Raw genomic sequence first — 15,183 nt, 5'->3', positions numbered from 1 at the left:
CGGCAGTCGGGGAAATGGCGGCAAAAGCAGCGCATGAAATTCGCAATCCGCTTGCTGTCATTCATGGCTTTTTGTCGTTTATGAATGAAAATTTAGCTGAAAAAGAGCGGAAACAATATCGTATTCCACTTTTATTAAAAGAAATTGATCGCATCAATACGATTGTTGAAGATATGCTTTTGATCGCGAAACCGAGTGCACCGATGTTGAAAGAGACGTATATGGAAACGATCGTTCAAGACTTACTTTCGTTGTTGCAGCAAACGTTAGAAACAAAAAGCATACGGGCGCATGTGCGGCTTGACCGTGTCCCGTTAAGGATCGATTCGAAACAAATGATGCAAGTGCTATACAATTTGCTCCATAATAGCATCGAATCCATTGAAGAAAATGGAACGATCTGCATATATTCTGATGTCAATGAGACGTACAATATGTACATTTACGACTCTGGAAAAGGAATTCCGCAAGACATACAAGCGACAATGTTTGAACCGTTTACGACAACTAAGCCGTCAGGAACAGGCTTAGGGTTACCGATTGTCAAACGAATTATTGAAAACCATGGAGGAACAATTGCCCTTCATGACAGTTCGGAGAAAGGAACGACGTTTGTTATAAGCTTGCCGATTTAACAGTAAAAGAAGTAAATAGGGGATATTAGTTAAATTTATGCAATGAAAGGGAGGTGCAACCTCCCTCTTTTTATTGTAATGGTCGTACATATTCTTTTTGAACATCAAGTGTTCGCGGATGTTTATCCATGTAAGGTTGCAAATACGATTCACGCACTTCATGGCGCATCCATCCCATCAACCCGACGATCAAAATGAAACAAGCGATTGATGCATAAAACCATTTAGGCGTATCTTTTTTCATCACGATATATAACAGCGCGCATAGCATAATCGTCAATAAAATCGATGCAAGTAAAAGCGTTGTAAGCAGCAAATCGTCGCCCATAAACAATAGCATAACATCGCGGCGGAATGAGATGAGCAGCAAAGAACCGAATACTAATTGCAACAATGTCATCCAAAACGTCACTTTCACGCCGCCAATTTTTAAAGCTCGTTCAACATCAGATAACGTTTGTTTTTTCTGTTTCCACGTAAAGTAGAAGTACATGTAAAGCCCACCGGCAGCTAGGCTGGCTAAAATAAAGTGAGCATATCGTTGCCAAATTTGTGGGTGGTGAACAAGGCTATGGAAAAAGCCGTTCGCACTTGCCCATTTCTCTGGATATAGCATGGAAACGATGTTGACAATGAAAATCAATGGGATAAACAGTAAAATAGCTGACGCAACAAGACCAACAATAAAGTGCAACCCTTTTTTATTTTCCCATTTTTCCCACGAAAACTTATACAAGTATAAGAGAAGAAAGGCTGTAATCAACAAAATAATAATGCTGAGCCACGCTTTTCCGATCAACAAAGTAGATGTATAAAAATATTGCGTATAAATGACGCTAATGATTAACAGAGGAGCGACGCCGAGAACAACGGCAATACTTTTGTGAACAGAAGCGTGAAACGAACAAATGCGAGCCATATCATCCAGTCGTTTTGATCTTTTGAGCATTCCAACACCTTCGAGAGCGACAGCTCCAGTGGCAAACGACAGCGTAAAATTAACAAATATAATATGAAGAATAAATGTTAAGACGATTAAAAACTCGAGTAATGATAAATTTCCTGGTATTGGCAAAGGAAAATCAGGCGGGATGGCTAATTGTAATGCATGCATACGTGTTGCCACTCCTTTCTATTTTTGTTCATTAACTACTTTATACAAGTAAGCAGCAAGCGCTTCCACTTCTTCTTTTGTTCCAGCGAACGGCGGCATCATCGGACGCACTTGATGCATTGTTGGAATATACGATTCGATACTTTGTTGTGGCCATCCTTGCAGGCGATTGGCAAGTGCCCGCTTGGAGCGCCAGCCGTCGATTGTATGGCAAGCTAAACATTGGCCCTCGTAAATTTCACGGCCTGCCTCGATTTTGTTTTCTTCTGTTATTTTCTTTACTTTAGCAATCGTTGAGTGTGCTAAATAACCGTCCCGATTCATCGCTTCTGCTTTCGCAGCAGTAATGCCGTTTACGTACATATAGTTGTAGATGATATACGGTTTTCGAATAGATTCACGAACAACTTCAAATTCACCGATAAAGCCAATGGCTGAAACAAACATCGCTAACGCGAGCACGATTGGCAACTTTTTTGGTCGAATGACAAGCCAAGCGAGAAAAACGACAATGAGCACAAACGCAAAAACATTTAACACGTTAAATGTTTGTTCAGGTAAGCCGGTTGACCAGACGATCAGCTTCGCTGCTTGCTCGGGAATTGATTTTAAATACCAAAGTCCAAAAATAAATGTCGCAGGTAATGAAATTGCACCCCAAATTGAGAAAATGCGAAAGAGCGGTAGACGAACATCTTCATCTTTAACAAATAGGCGTACAAAAATTGTAAACAATGAAATAGTTAACGTGACAGCTAAAAATGTTCGAAATGCCAGAGAAGGCAAGTATGTCGGATTAAAAAAGGCATTCCAAAACGAAAGCGTTTCCACCCAACGGTCGGGTGTGAGCTTAGCTGCCAAAATTCCAGTAATGATCGCCATCGTAAGCCATGAAAAAACGGCAAGAGCAATTCCGATATTGAGATGTCTTCGCTTCTCTTTCCCTTCTTTCCACTTTTCCCACGTATAGTAGTAAATAAGTAGGAGGACAACTTCGCCGATAAAAATGACCCATTCTGTTACCCATGCCCAGAAAAAGATACGCAACAACGAACCGATGGAGTCTGGCTGAATAACCATTGTAGAAAGCCAAATCCCTACCCCTGTCATCGCGCCAACTGTTGTGGTAATGATAACGATCCACTTCGTCAGTTGTTTAGCCAGCTGGTCTAACTTTGCATTTTTTGTTTGCATTGCGTAATATTCTGTTGATACAACGATAGCTGTTGCACCGATCGCGACTCCATGGCTGATGAGGACGTGGACGATGGCGATGAGCGCAACGATGTTCCCGTTCCCAAACCACGGAAATTCAACGATTGGAAAATCCATTTTCATTCATCTCCCTTCTTCAAACTTAATCGTTATCACTATAGCAATTGTTTGTGAAGTAAAAATGGTTGTTTTGTGAGAAATGTTTTCGGAAAGTGTTGCGATTTTGTGACAAACTATTATACAATCCAGCCATCTATGTAGAAAACGGAAAGGAGAGACTGTATGAATGCCGTGATTTTATTTTTGTTAGCTGGTCTTGCGGAAATTGGTGGAGGATATCTTATATGGCTTTCGCTTCGTGAGGGAAAGTCAGCGATGTATGGGATTATGGGAGGAATATGTTTAGCACTATACGGTGTTATCGCAACATTTCAATCGTTTCCATCGTTTGGACGGGTATATGCTGCGTATGGTGGGGTGTTTATTGTTTTATCGTTATTATGGGGGTGGTGGGTAGATAAAAAGACACCTGATATGTATGATTGGCTCGGTGGGGCGATCTGCTTAATAGGCGTCGGTGTCATGTTGTTGGCACCGCGCAGTTAAACTTTAGTTTAGTAACAAGGTGCTATATTAATTTGTTAAAAAAGTGGTAAAAAACAATTGACAGTCGAAGAGCAGACGTTTACAATAATGATAGATGATTAGTTTTTTAGAAAATTTAAAAAATAGGTGTTGATGGGCATTGCTGAAACAGGCAGGAGGCAGAATTGGTCGCAATGCAATTTTACTCGCGATCATGGAAGAGGAAGAGGAACAAGCGATGCTTGAGCAGTTGGCTGCATTGCGCTGGCGCTGTTGCAAAGGAAAAGTTGGAGCTATGGAGTTACAGAAAATTGTAGCTGCTATTGAAACAACAGCGAAACGAAACGGTGTTGTAAACGGGGAACTATATCGTGAAATGCATGCCCTATATCATGCGGTAGTTGAAGCGATGCAAGGGGTTACAAGAGGACAAGTGGAGTTAGGTGATTTTATGCGGACGGTCGGCCTTCGTTTTGCGGTGGTGCGTGGCATGCCTTATGAAAATGAAGCGGAAGGTGAATGGATTGCCGTCGCGCTGTACGGGACGATCGGTGCTCCGATTCGAGGGTTAGAGCATGAGACAATCGGATTAGGAATTAATCATATGTAGCCTATAGGTGATTAGTTTAGAGGAGGCTATTCCACAAGCTGATTTGTGGTATGGCCTCCTTCTTTATTTCATTAAAGGGATGGGGTGAAAGTGTGGTTATTTTAACTGGACATACGCTAACGTTAGAACAAGTCAAACGGGTATTATATCGAAACGAAGCAGTTGTTGCATCGAAGGATAGCATCGATGTTGTCAAGAAAAGTCGGCAAGCAGTCGAAGACATTGTTGCTGACAAAAAAGTTGTATATGGGATTACAACGGGGTTCGGAAAGTTCAGCGATGTGTTTATTGAAGCGGATGATGTAGAACAATTGCAGTGGAATTTAATTCATTCACACGCATGTGGGGTGGGAGAACCGTTTCCAGAAATCGTGTCGCGAGCGATGTTGTTGTTGCGGGCTAACGCGCTTTTAAAAGGCTATTCAGGCGTTCGCCCGGTCGTTATTCAACGATTACTTGATTTGTTGAATGCGCGCATTCACCCTGTCATTCCGCAACAAGGTTCTCTCGGTGCGAGTGGTGACTTAGCACCGCTATCTCATTTAGCTCTCGTGTTGCTCGGTGAAGGGGAAGTGTTTTATCACGGTCGGCGTATGCCGTCACTTGCTGCGTTAACCCAAGCAGGCATTGCTCCGCTTTCATTAAAAGCGAAAGAAGGGTTAGCGCTCATTAACGGTACACAAGCGATGACGGCAATGGGCATTGTCGGCTATTTAGAAGCAGAACAGCTTGCGTATGAAAGCGAGATGATCGCTTCATTAACGATCGAGGGATTACGAGGGATTATTGATGCGTTTGATGAGCGCGTCCATCTCGTACGCGGTTATCGTCAACAAATAGAAGTGGCGAAACGCATCCGCTCTTATTTAGCCGGAAGCAAGCTGACGACGACACAAGGGGAATTGCGTGTCCAAGACGCCTACTCGCTTCGTTGCATTCCACAAGTGCATGGGGCTTCTTGGCAAGCACTCGATTATGTGAAAGAAAAATTAGAAATCGAGATGAACGCAGCAACCGACAATCCACTTATTTTTGACGATGGGATGACTGTCATTTCCGGTGGCAACTTTCACGGACAGCCCATTGCGTTAGCGATGGATTTTATGAAAATGGCGGTAGCAGAATTGGCTAATATTTCGGAACGGCGCATTGAAAGGCTTGTCAATCCACAATTGAACGATTTACCACCGTTTTTAAGCCCAATGCCAGGGTTACAATCAGGAGCGATGATTATGCAATATGCGGCGGCATCGCTTGTATCAGAAAATAAGACGTTGGCACATCCAGCGAGCGTCGACTCCATTCCGTCATCTGCAAATCAAGAAGACCACGTCAGCATGGGAACGATCGCTTCTCGCCATGCTTATGCGATTATCCAGAATGCGCGGCGCGTTTTGGCCATCGAATTGATTTGTGCGTTGCAGGCAGTCGAATACCGTGGGGTAGAGCAAATGGCGCCAAAGACGCGAGCCTTTTATGAAGCAGCACGGAAAATTGTTCCGTCAATTACAAAAGACCGCGTCTTCGCTAAAGATATTGAGGCAGCGGCAAAATGGCTGAAGGATGTGGAATGGGATTTTTTTTCACAAACGATGAAAACGGTAACAAATAGATGAAAGGAGATAGTGGGATGAGACATATTCAAGCAAAAAAAGGATTACAACTTGAATGCAAAGGGTGGGAACAAGAAGCGGTATTGCGCATGTTATATAACAACTTAGACCAGGAGGTGGCGGAAAAACCAGAAGAGTTAATTGTATATGGGGGCATTGGAAAAGCAGCGCGGAATTGGGAGGCGTTTGATGCGATCGTTCGAACGTTACGTACGCTTGAACATGATGAAACGCTATTAATTCAATCTGGAAAACCGGTCGGTGTGTTTAAAACGCATAAACGGGCGCCCCGCGTGCTTTTATCTAACTCTGTTCTTGTGCCAAAATGGGCGACGTGGGAACATTTTCACGAGCTCGATCGAAAAGGGTTAATGATGTACGGGCAAATGACAGCCGGCAGCTGGATTTATATCGGCACGCAAGGTATTTTGCAAGGGACGTATGAAACGTTTGCTGCGGTGGCGAAGCAACATTTTGGTGGGACGCTAAAAGGAACGATTACGCTTACTGCTGGGCTAGGAGGTATGGGTGGGGCACAACCGCTGGCAGTAACGATGAACGAAGGAGTGGTGATTGCTGTCGAAGTCGATCCGAGCCGCATTCAAAAACGGATCGACACAAAATATTGCGACCGCATGACGTATTCGCTTGATGAGGCGCTTTGTTGGGCGCAAGAAGCAAAAGAACATGGGAAAGCATTATCAATTGGACTTGTCGGAAATGCCGCGGAAGTGCATCATGAATTGTTAAGACGTGGGGTGCATATAGACATTGTAACCGACCAAACGTCTGCCCATGCCCCGTTAAATGGCTATGTGCCGGAAGGATTGTCATTAGAAGAAGCAGCACAATTACGAAAAAACGATCCAAACGAATACGTTCGTCGCGCAAAACGAAGTATGGCTAAACATGTAGAAGCGATGTTAAAGTTTCAAAAACGTGGAGCGATTGTTTTTGACTATGGCAACAATATTCGTCAAGTCGCAAAAGATGAAGGGATAGAAAGCGCGTTTTCCTTTCCTGGATTTGTCCCTGCCTATATTCGCCCACTATTTTGTGAAGGAAAAGGGCCATTTCGTTGGGTGGCTTTATCCGGCGATCCGGAAGACATTTATCGCACGGATGCGCTGATTAAAGAGTTATTCCCAGAAAACAAAGCGCTTTTGCGCTGGATTGACATGGCGCAAAAGAAGGTGGCGTTTCAAGGGCTTCCGGCGCGCATTTGTTGGTTAGGGTATGGTGAGCGTGTGAAAATGGGATTGGCGATAAATGAATTAGTACGTAAAGGAGAATTAAAAGCGCCTATCGTCATCGGACGCGACCATTTAGATTGTGGTTCAGTCGCCTCTCCAAACCGTGAAACGGAAGCGATGAAAGATGGAAGCGATGCTATCGGGGATTGGGCGGTGCTTAATGCACTTATTAACACGGCGGCCGGTGGCTCATGGATTTCGTTCCATCACGGCGGTGGGGTTGGCATGGGTTATTCATTGCATGCAGGAATGGTCGTTGTTGCGGATGGAACGGATTTGGCGAAAGAACGGTTGGAGCGGGTGTTAACGACCGATCCAGGCATGGGTATTATTCGTCATGCGGATGCAGGATACGAACGTGCAATTGAAGTAGCGAAAGAAATGAACATTCGTATCCCGATGTTAAGGGGGTAAATATATTGGATACACTCATTGTAAATATCGGGCAGCTATTAACGATGGAAGGAGACGGACCGGTGAAGGGGGAGCAAATGAAGTCGCTTCCCCTAATAGAGCATGCAGCGCTTGGGATAAAAAATGGACGTGTAGCGTGGATCGGCAGTAACGAGGAAGCAGAAAAAATGTCTGCAAGCTATATCATTGACGCGGAAGGAAAACTTGTCACACCAGGGCTTGTTGACCCGCATACCCACCTCGTATTTGCCGGTTCGCGCGAACACGAATTGTCGCTAAAGCAGCAAGGTATTTCGTATTTAGACATTTTAAAGCAAGGTGGCGGCATCTTATCGACTGTACGTGCGACGCGAGCGGCAAGTGAAGAAGAACTTTACGAAAAAGCACGCGGTCATTTAGATCGCATACTATCGTACGGAGTGACGACGGTCGAAGCAAAAAGCGGTTACGGATTAGATGTAGAAACAGAACTAAAACAGTTGCGCGTGGCGAAGCGTTTAAATGAAACACATCCTGTAGAAGTTGTATCTACATTTTTAGGGGCTCACGCTATTCCTTTAGAATATCAAAATCATCCGGATGATTTTTTACAACAGATGGTTGACCTCATGGATGTCATGAAGCGAGAACGGCTCGCCGAGTTTGTCGACATTTTTTGTGAAACAGGCGTATTTTCCGTCGAACAGTCACGCATCTTCTTACAACAAGCGAAGGAGAAAGGATTTGCTGTGAAAATTCATGCTGATGAAATTGACCCGCTCGGTGGAACGGAGTTAGCGGTCGAAGTCGGAGCGGTAAGTGCCGATCACCTCGTCGGAGCATCTATAGCAGGAATTCATCAACTTGCTCATTCGAACACCATCGCCGTGTTGCTTCCTGGGACGTCTTTTTATTTAGGTAAAGGAACGTACGCAAACGCGCGCGCCATGATTGATCAAGGGGCAGCGGTGGCACTCGCGACGGACTTTAACCCCGGTAGTTCGCCAACGGAAAATTTGCAATTTATTATGACGCTTGCGGCACTCTACTTACGAATGACCCCAGAAGAAATTTGGCATGCGGTAACAATCAATGCAGCATATGCGGTCAATCGTGGGCACGAAGCAGGGAGAATTATGATTGGAAGAAAAGCAGATATCGTCTTGTGGGAGGCGCCGAATTATATGTACGTACCATATCACTATGGAATTAATCATGTCCGGATGGTGTTGAAAAACGGAAAAGTGGTGAGCGAGAGGGGAAAAGGTGATGTTTCCGTATCTTAAAGAAGCAGGAAAAGCGCATTTTCAAGACCGTCATATGAAAAAAGCGAACGAATTGCTCGTTCCGTGGGACGGGAAGCATGCTGGTCATATCGGCTTGCTCGGTGTACCGTTGTCGAAGTCGTCGATTAGCCATTCCGGCGCATCGTTTGCCCCACAAACGATTCGGCAAGTGTTATCGTTTTTTAGCACATACGCTATTGAATCGAGAATCGATTTAGCAGACGTAATGATTACAGATTACGGCGATATAGTGATGCATCCAACTGATATTGTTGAATCGCAAAAGCGCATTGCTGAAACGGTCGAACAAATCGTTTCGATACACCCAGAGTCACTATGGATTGTACTAGGGGGCGACCACTCGGTCACATATCCAGTCGTTAGCGGTTGGAAAAAACAGAAAGGGAAAATTGGCATCATTCAGTTTGATGCCCACCACGATTTACGCAACTTAGAAGACGGGGGACCAACAAACGGCACGCCGTTTCGTCGGTTAATCGAAGCAGGTGTCATCGATGGTAGCCGACTCGTGCAAATTGGCTTGCGTGACTTTTCCAATAGCCGAGCGTATACGGAATATGGGAAACGATGCGGTGTGACGATGTATACGATAGAAGAGGTGCATCGTCTTGGCATACAAGCAATTATCGAGGCAAGTATGCAGACGTTGTCTGATGTCGATGCAGTGTACGTGTCAGTTGATATGGATGTGCTTGACCAAGCATTTGCGCCAGGATGTCCAGCGATTGGACCAGGTGGCATGGATAGCCGAACGTTGTTCCAAGCCATTTCGATGCTTGCACGCTATAACAAAGTGCAGGCAATGGATATTGTTGAGATCGATCCAACTATTGATTTTCGGCAAATGACAAGCCGACTGGCAGCATGGGTTATTTTACAGTTTTTAAAGGAGAAAAAACGGCTGTCTTAAGGGAATGAGACAGCCATTTTTTATATGATTGGGCATAACCCCCCTATGCCTTTAGGTTAGGGGATCAGGAACTGTGGGGATCGCCTACTAAATAACCGAAAAAACTTTCGGTGTTCGTAGGAAGCCGCTATGGCTTTAGCCTAGCGGTAGTTCAAATGGAATCGCTTCATGACTTGCTTCAAACGCTTATTTACGAAGGGGAGGATGTAGGTATCGACTATCCAGACGATTTGTTTGTCCTCGATTATTTGTTTCGGTTTATACTCGAGGAGAGGACATAAAATGGTCTGTCTCGTGCAGAGGCAGACCGCTTTTGTGTGCTACGTGAAAATTTCTTTCAAAATGTGGTCTTCATCGAGGAGCCGAATGGCTCGTTTTCGGTATTGTTCATCGTGAATGTACGTATAACGATTTGGTTTAATGGTTGGCGCGATATCGATCGCTTGCCGATATTCGTCTTTACTCAAATGTAACGTTTTGACGTAGTCAAAAAATCCGGTCCGCGCAAACACTTTTGTTATGCGCTCGGCTCGATGTTGTTGTACATGTGCCATTATATATGTAGCAATTCCGACTTGAATGCCGTGCATTTGTGGTGCTGAACTCATTTTGTCAAGGGCGTGGGAAATTAAATGCTCCGAGCCGCTAATGGGGGCACTATTTCCGCTAATTACTGTTGAAATGCCCCCCATTGTTAATGAACTAATTAATTCTTTTAGGAAAATAGGATGTTTAATATTTTGCATAGGTGTACGAATGAAACTATTAACAGCTTTTTTGCTAATCATCGCTGCAAAAGCGTTGACGCGACTGACCCCATGATTTTGTTCGAATTCCCAGTCATACAACGCCGTAATATTCGACATTAAATCACCGATGCCTGCCAAAATAAATCGTTCAGGGGCTTGCTGAATGATATTTAAGTCAGCTAAAATGCCAAATGGTACTTTGGCAGGAACGGTTGTTTTTTTACCGTTGATAAGCAGCGAACAGTTGGTGCTTGCGAAACCGTCATTTGATGCAGATGTCGGAATGCTAATAAACGGCACTTGTCGTAAAAACGCCATATACTTGCCGCAGTCGATGACCGCTCCTCCTCCCATCGCAATCATCACATCACAATGGGGAAGTTCAAACGCTTTTTTCATAATGTCGACAATGTCAAGTTGAGGTGGTAAACAAACGGTATGCACAGGGACGGAGGAAATCGCTTGTTTCATGTCTTGTTCATACGTTCGATAAGTAAAGTCGTCAAATAGCATGACAGCTTTGGAAAAGCGGTATGTTCGCACTATATCGTCCATACGCCAAACGACACCTTCGCCAATTTCAAGAATGGACGGAATCGGAATGTTCATGTTAACACTCCTTTTTCTCGTAAATGACGTTCAACATCAGCAAACGTATCGACGGGGATGAAAGGGATGTGGTGCTCGCGTAACAGCGATTGTAACGCTCCTTTGGCAAACGTGACATCAGCTACTTTTGCTGCATGAACATCTGGTTCACTATCGCCGATAAAATAGACGGTTTCATACGTTTGCTTTAACGTACGAACGACACTCGATTTATCAATACCATATCTTTCAGAATAATGAATATGATTCGGATCGATGCGCATATGAATATTTTTGTCATGATAATATCCTTCATTAGAAAAGACATCAACCCCGTTTATATCGTACTTTTTTAAAATATGACGAATGTAGTAGTCCGTCCCCGCACTCAGCACATAAAAGTCTCCACCACTTCGCTGGACGTGTTTAATAAAGGGTAAGACAGTTTCATCAATTGGAATGTGATGAATATCTTCAATGATTTGTTTTTCATCTTGATGAATGGATGTAAATACGGTGCTTAAAAAGTCGATATCTTTTATCTTTCCAGCGCGCCATTGTTGAAATAATTGTTCACCTTCAGGAAAATATTTTTCAATAACAATCCAGTAAAAGTCTTTATGCGAAATCGTCCCGTCAAAATCAGAAACAAACGCCCATTTGTTCATGAACGAACCTCCGTTTTTTCGTTAGTATATGCAATCGAACAGCACATTCATCAAAGAAATTGAATGGCTTGAATGACATCGTAGTCGCTTTGTTGTAATGTGGTAGATTGTCCGAGAATCATTTTCGCAAGTTCGGCACCAACATACGGTCCTGCGGTTAATCCGGATGCGCCAAGACCGTTTGCCACGTAAAGACCTTCGATATGCGGTACGGCACCGAATATAGGTAAAAAGTTTGGCGCATGAGGTCGGAAGCCAATACGCGTTTCAGTGTGCGTCCAATCGGATAGGTAAGGTGCGATGGTCAATGCTTTATGCAATACTTCGTACAAGCCGCCAGCAGTCACGCGACAATCGATCCCGACGTCGTCTTCGTGTGTCGCTCCAGCAACGATTTTTCCTTTTGGAAAGGCTAGTAAATATTGATTATTTGGTGGCATGACGACCGGCCAATGATCGGTATGTTGTTCATTGTGTTTTAGATGAACGATTTGCGCTCGCTGTGGTGTGATGAGAAAATCAATACCTAGTGGCAAAAGTAACGACTTTGCCCAAACCCCTGCGGCGACAATAACCCCATCTGCTTCATAACGTTCATTCCCAACTGTAGCGCCAATGACCCGTCCATCTTTATGCAAAAGGGTCGCGCTTCCCTTTACATATGTTGTTCCTAGTTGAATGGCAGCATGAATAAGAGCACGTCTTAACGCACGCCCATCCACTCGGGCAGCACCGCTTACATATATCGCCTCGTACCCATCGCTTAATACGGGAAAGCGCGTTATGACTTCCTCCGAAGACAAACGCGTAACCTCTCCGATTTCAGGGGCCTCTTCACGTCGTTTGTACACGCGTTCTTCCATACTTTGCAACTTGTCGGAATCATAATGTAAACAAATGGCCCCGACACGTTTGTATCCTGTTTGATGCCCGTACGCTTGCAATTGTTCAATGAGATAAGGGTAAAATGCTGCTCCTCCTTTTGCAAGGGCATACCATTTTTTGTTTCTGCGTTGCGATGTCCATGGACAAATGATTCCCGCCGCAGCATCAGTTGCTCGCCCTTGATCTTCACGGTCGATTAAAATGACGTTTGCTTTTTCTTTTGCTAAGTGAAAAGCAACAGAGGAGCCAACAATTCCACCGCCAATGACGATATAACGATTCATCATTTACACCTTTCCTTTTCGTGATACTGTATCATTACGATAACATAGGACATGAAAAAAGCAAGGGTCTTCCCTTGCCTTTTCTTTTAATAAAACCATTTTGCCATTTCATAATATAATGGCATGCCGATTGTTAAGTTAAATGGGAAGGTGAGCCCGAGCGCCATGCCGAGATAAATAGCAGGGTTTGCTTCTGGAACGGATGCGCGCATCGCAGCTGGAGCTGCAATGTATGAGGCACTGGCGGCAAGTACGCTAAGTAAAATCGTTCCACCAAAAGATAGACCAGAATAATAGCCGATCACAACGCCTAAAAATCCATATACAGGAGGTAGGAGAATACCTAAGGCGAGCAATTTGAGCCCGTATTTGCGTACCGCTGCAAGTTGATTTCCGGCCGTTAACCCCATTCCGAGTAAAAAGAGAACGAGAATGCTCGGATACAAATCAATAAACAAAGGTTTTACAATGGTAAGGGCCCGATCTCCGCCAATGAGCCCGACGAGAAGGCTGCCGACCATTAAAAAGACGCTTTTTCCAAATAATCCTTCTTTAATGATTGGTCCATACACCGATGTAGCAGAGAAGCGATATACCATTTCTTGTTTATATGAGCGACCTTCTAACAATTTCAATATGACAAGCGATACAATAATTGCAGGACTCTCTAATAAGACGACAAATGCATTCATATAACTTTCGTAGGGAATGTTTGCTTGTTCGACAAAAGCAAGCGCAGCACCAAACGTAACAATACTAACTGATCCGTATGTCGCTGCAATACCGGTAGCATTTTTTCGATCAATGCCAAGGCGGCGACACACCCAAAACGTAACGATAGGAATCACAATGCCGAGCGATAACGTTCCAACTAACGGGCGAACAAGTTCATGGAAAGAATGTTCCGCAAGTTCGATGCCCCCTTTCATGCCGATGGCAATTAATAAGTAAATGCTTAACGATTCATTTAATCCTGTTGGCAACTTTAAATCCGATTTGACGAGAGCAGCAATAATACCAAGAACAAAAAATAAGATAGCTGGTGATGTTAAATTGTTGATAATCATTTCTTGCATAGCGTTCCTCTCCTCCTATATTTTTTATATTCAACAAAAAAGCCGGAAACATTTTTCGATTAGATCGAAAAATATTTCCGGCGTATCTTTTACTGACCGTAAAAGGCCTTTAAAAGATCAACCTTGAATATCGATTGGCTCCTGTAATAGAAAGACGATGATTCGTTCCCCTGTTTTCGTACTAATATCGGTATGCATGCTTGCGACTTGCTTATTTGTTAGCTCATAAATGAGCTCTTTCAGTTGCTCGCTACCTGATTCAATTAAATCAGCACGAATGCGTTTAATGGATAACATGCCTTCTTTTGTTTCGCACAATGCTTTTTCAGCAGGAGTTAAAATACCGCGCAACTGTACAATGACCATGTTTCGTAAAATATCCGTTTTAACGGAGAGCGGACCGCGGCCTAAATACTCCTTCTCCCATTGGGTAAGGGCACGGCTAATTTGATCTTCCAGTTCCCCTTTCGTTTTCATACGAATCCCCCTTTAGAAACGAAAAACGGCATGCCTCACGTATACACCATGTGAAACATACCGATGTATCTTTAGCCTAAACAGTTTCAACGTTTGCCTTTTCGCTTTCGCCATGTTACCACGTCAAAAGCGCTAAGGTAAAACAATGGAACTGTTTGGCTATCAATCACTCGGTGCGATAATTTGTTTTTAATTGTATAAGGCTTCAAAAATTATGTCAAGGGAAAAGATTGATGTTATCTATCGATATGCCATGATAGAATAAGAGGAAAGGAGAAGATAGGGAATGGGGGAGAAAGTTTGAAACTATATTTTATTGTCAATCCTTCAGCTAAAAATGGAAAGTGTAAAAAAATATGGAATAAAATTGAGCGGATGCTTCAACAGCAGCATATTTGTTATCGTGTTGTGTTCACACAAAAACAAGGAGACGGAGCGAAATTAGCACAACAAATAGCAGAACAAACAAATGAACCGATTGCATTCATTGCGGTCGGTGGGGACGGGACAATTCACGAAGTCATGAATGGGGTGGCCATGTACAGCCATGTGACTATAGGGTATATGCCCGCCGGGACAGGAAACGATTTTGCTCGTGGGATACAAATTCCAATAAAATGGAGCGAGGCTCTTAGCTATATGTTGTCGAGTGTTAAGGACGGGCATGTAGATGTGTATGACATCGGAACGTTCAAAGGAGCAAAGCAAGGTGTTTTTGTTAATAATGTCGGTTGTGGATTTGATGCACATATTTCGCAGAAGGTAAATGCGTCCAAATGGAAACATATTTTAAATCGCTTATATTTAGGGAAGTTTGTTTA

Annotated in this window: 16 protein-coding genes; 9 read left to right on the top strand and 7 right to left on the bottom strand. The window is 43.7% G+C overall.

Annotated features, from left to right (window positions below):
* Positions 1–635, top strand: a 635-nt coding sequence (locus V7Z64_RS06890) for a sensor histidine kinase (RefSeq protein WP_334109848.1), incomplete at its 5' end; no start/stop codon positions are given.
* Between the two features lie 70 nt (positions 636–705).
* On the opposite strand, the gene V7Z64_RS06885 is transcribed toward V7Z64_RS06890, so the two are convergent.
* Together V7Z64_RS06885 and V7Z64_RS06880 are read right to left on the bottom strand one after the other, a co-directional pair.
* Positions 706–1,749 carry a cytochrome c class I gene (locus tag V7Z64_RS06885; RefSeq protein WP_297988892.1) on the bottom strand — a complete coding sequence of 348 codons (1,044 nt, stop codon included), beginning with the start codon at positions 1,747–1,749 and terminating at the stop codon, positions 706–708.
* An 18-nt stretch (positions 1,750–1,767) separates the two neighbouring features.
* Positions 1,768–3,087, bottom strand: a complete 1,320-nt coding sequence (locus tag V7Z64_RS06880; RefSeq protein WP_297988894.1) for a c-type cytochrome — start codon at positions 3,085–3,087, stop codon at positions 1,768–1,770.
* Positions 3,088–3,246: 159 nt separating this feature from the next.
* Between V7Z64_RS06880 and V7Z64_RS06875 the strand changes: the two genes are divergently transcribed.
* The 7 genes from V7Z64_RS06875 (at position 3,247) to V7Z64_RS06845 (ending at position 9,916) form a co-directional block, all read left to right on the top strand.
* Positions 3,247–3,570, top strand: coding sequence for a YnfA family protein (locus tag V7Z64_RS06875; RefSeq protein ID WP_297988897.1), 324 nt, complete (start codon positions 3,247–3,249; stop codon positions 3,568–3,570).
* A 139-nt stretch (positions 3,571–3,709) separates the two neighbouring features.
* Positions 3,710–4,159, top strand: a complete 450-nt coding sequence (gene hutP / locus V7Z64_RS06870; RefSeq protein WP_297988900.1) for a hut operon transcriptional regulator HutP — start codon at positions 3,710–3,712, stop codon at positions 4,157–4,159.
* Between the two features lie 92 nt (positions 4,160–4,251).
* Positions 4,252–5,775, top strand: a complete 1,524-nt coding sequence (gene hutH, locus V7Z64_RS06865) for a histidine ammonia-lyase (RefSeq protein WP_004577712.1) — start codon at positions 4,252–4,254, stop codon at positions 5,773–5,775.
* A gap of 14 nt (positions 5,776–5,789) precedes the next feature.
* The gene (hutU, locus tag V7Z64_RS06860) at positions 5,790–7,439 is read left to right on the top strand and encodes a urocanate hydratase (RefSeq protein WP_297988904.1); all 1,650 of its coding nucleotides are present in this window, start codon (positions 5,790–5,792) and stop codon (positions 7,437–7,439) included.
* 2 nt (positions 7,440–7,441) lie between these two features.
* Positions 7,442–8,704, top strand: a complete 1,263-nt coding sequence (gene hutI, locus V7Z64_RS06855; protein WP_297988922.1) for an imidazolonepropionase — start codon at positions 7,442–7,444, stop codon at positions 8,702–8,704.
* A complete protein-coding gene (gene hutG / locus V7Z64_RS06850) occupies positions 8,688–9,635 on the top strand; it encodes a formimidoylglutamase (protein ID WP_297988907.1) in 948 nt (315 codons plus the stop codon). Before hutI ends, hutG begins: the two co-directional genes overlap by 17 nt.
* A 155-nt stretch (positions 9,636–9,790) precedes the next feature.
* Complete coding sequence (locus V7Z64_RS06845) at positions 9,791–9,916, top strand: hypothetical protein (RefSeq protein WP_297988910.1); 126 nt, start codon at positions 9,791–9,793, stop codon at positions 9,914–9,916.
* 39 nt (positions 9,917–9,955) lie between these two features.
* Here V7Z64_RS06845 and V7Z64_RS06840 read toward each other — a convergent pair whose 3' ends face one another.
* The 5 genes from V7Z64_RS06840 to V7Z64_RS06820 form a co-directional block, all read right to left on the bottom strand.
* Positions 9,956–10,993, bottom strand: coding sequence for an iron-containing alcohol dehydrogenase family protein (locus V7Z64_RS06840; protein ID WP_297988911.1), 1,038 nt, complete (start codon positions 10,991–10,993; stop codon positions 9,956–9,958).
* A complete protein-coding gene (locus V7Z64_RS06835) occupies positions 10,990–11,640 on the bottom strand; it encodes an MtnX-like HAD-IB family phosphatase (RefSeq protein ID WP_003398181.1) in 651 nt (216 codons plus the stop codon). The genes V7Z64_RS06840 and V7Z64_RS06835 overlap by 4 nt, the downstream gene beginning before the upstream one ends.
* A gap of 50 nt (positions 11,641–11,690) precedes the next feature.
* The gene (locus tag V7Z64_RS06830) at positions 11,691–12,809 is read right to left on the bottom strand and encodes an NAD(P)/FAD-dependent oxidoreductase (protein WP_297988924.1); all 1,119 of its coding nucleotides are present in this window, start codon (positions 12,807–12,809) and stop codon (positions 11,691–11,693) included.
* A gap of 86 nt (positions 12,810–12,895) precedes the next feature.
* Positions 12,896–13,885, bottom strand: a complete 990-nt coding sequence (locus tag V7Z64_RS06825; protein WP_297988915.1) for a sodium-dependent bicarbonate transport family permease — start codon at positions 13,883–13,885, stop codon at positions 12,896–12,898.
* Positions 13,886–14,002: 117 nt separating this feature from the next.
* Positions 14,003–14,362, bottom strand: a complete 360-nt coding sequence (locus V7Z64_RS06820) for a DUF2294 domain-containing protein (RefSeq protein WP_297988917.1) — start codon at positions 14,360–14,362, stop codon at positions 14,003–14,005.
* A 300-nt stretch (positions 14,363–14,662) separates the two neighbouring features.
* On the opposite strand from V7Z64_RS06820, the gene V7Z64_RS06815 reads away from it, so the two are divergent.
* Positions 14,663–15,183 (top strand): diacylglycerol/lipid kinase family protein (locus tag V7Z64_RS06815; RefSeq protein WP_334109842.1); only part of this gene is annotated, 521 nt, incomplete at its 3' end.

The organism is Anoxybacillus sp. (assembly GCF_036834105.1).
Taxonomy (GTDB): domain Bacteria; phylum Bacillota; class Bacilli; order Bacillales; family Anoxybacillaceae; genus Anoxybacillus.
This window is presented reverse-complemented; position numbering and strand designations above follow the sequence as displayed.